We start from the raw sequence: 1,716 nt of genomic DNA, 5'->3' as shown, positions 1-1,716 counted from the left end.
AACGTATCATGGGTACCTCTGGACGGGGTGGAGTTTAGAAGAAAGCACTAGGCCCCGAAAGGCCTAGTGCTTGATAATACGGCCTTTGTTTAGAATCCAGGAAGGGCGCGAGCCTTTCCGGTTCTGCGGTAATTCTCATCCATCATATTAACAGCCTCTTCAACATCACTGGTGATCAGGAGATTCTGAAGAATCTTCGGGAAGTCAGTAAAGGAGGAAGAAAGCCTGTTCTGGACATTGATCTTTGCCTTTCCTGCCTGGTCGTAGGAGAGAACAGTTTCTTCGAAGGGAAGCAGTTCTTTCTCAACACCCTTGTAAACAGGAATTCCGTTGTTGTACTCGAAGTAGATGTTCTGGTTTTCCACCTCAGTCATGAATCGTACCAGATCCATCGCATAATCAGTGTATTTCCCTTCAGAAGGAACGAGAATCTGGTGAGCTGGGGTAAGCATTGCTACTCCGTCATCAGTGTCACTAGGGAGTGGGAACCAACCAATTTTCTCAGAAATGTAATCCTCACCGAATTTGCTCATGAGGGAAGGAATGAAGTTGCTGATCTGGAATGCAACGGCAGCCTTTCCTGTGGCAAGCATTTCCATCTGTTCGTCGTATGTTCCCGACTGATAATTATCCTGGAAGAGCCCTGCATCACGAAGTGCGACGTATCTGGAGAATACATCCTTGAGGGCAGGAATTTCGTTCAGACGAAGTTCGTTCTTCTCAAGTTTCCGTACGCCCTCATCTCCGATGGCTGGATCCACAAAGGAAGGCCAAGCAATCAGTGAGAATACCTGGAGGGGCCACTCTGATTTTGCAGCTTCATAGATTGGCATGTATCCAGCAGCTTTTGCTTTCTTGAGAATATTCAAGAAGTCAGCATAGTTCTTGGGTACATCAGCACCGATGGCTGCAAAGACATCCTTGTTATAATACACACCGTAGGTGCCAGTTCCTCCCCATGGAGCACCGTAGAGTTTTCCTTGGTAGAGCTGGAAATCCAAGGAGGCTTCAAGCACATTCTCAAAGAGTGGGTCACCAGTCATTTCGAGCAAGCGGTCAACGCCAAACTTAGTGTACTGCTTGGTTCCTGGATCCATCGTGAAAAGATCAGGGAAGTCCTTGGTTGCAAAGCGAGTCTGCAACAATCTTCCATATTCCTCACCAGCAGGTATTGCCTGGAGTTCCACTTCAATACCGGTCTTCGCAGTGTACTTCTCAAAGATCCGTTCCATGGGTTCCATGATGGTTGTATTGGGGACCACCACCGTCAGGGAATCGGGCTTTTTCGGGCCTTCTTCCGCACTAGGGGCAGCAAACACAAACCCAGTGACCATCAGAAGCATCAATACAATCGTCATTGCCTTTTTCATAAAGCCTCCTTTTGTTTGGAATTATTACATCCCAAACATCATACATCGTATCTGTATGGTAATTACACCATGAGTTTTTGTGTTTGTCAAACAAAAGGTTTTTTTTATTTGTAAAAATTATATAAAAACTTTCTTTTGTTTTCGAATTAGTGCTATATTTGGTTTTGTTTGTAATATTTCACTCTCTGCTGTCGGTATTGATTTTTGATAGCTTTCTTGCCATTGGTACATAGAAAAAAGGAGGTTGTCGGTACCTCCTTTCACTTCTTTTCATCTCATTGGGTTTTTAGAATTCAATCATCACCTTTACTACATCCTGATGCCCCTCGGCAGCATACTCATATGC

General features: G+C 44.8%; 1 protein-coding gene. It reads right to left on the bottom strand.

The features are described from left to right. Positions 1-89 precede the first annotated feature (89 nt). Complete coding sequence (locus JF818_RS06165) at positions 90-1,370, bottom strand: ABC transporter substrate-binding protein (RefSeq protein ID WP_198891142.1); 1,281 nt, start codon at positions 1,368-1,370, stop codon at positions 90-92. Between the last annotated feature and the right edge of the window lie 346 nt (positions 1,371-1,716).

The organism is Sphaerochaeta sp. S2, from assembly GCF_016406725.1.
Lineage (GTDB): Bacteria > Spirochaetota > Spirochaetia > Sphaerochaetales > Sphaerochaetaceae > Sphaerochaeta.
Note: the sequence above shows the minus strand (reverse complement) of the source record. Positions and strands in the feature narration are given on the sequence as shown.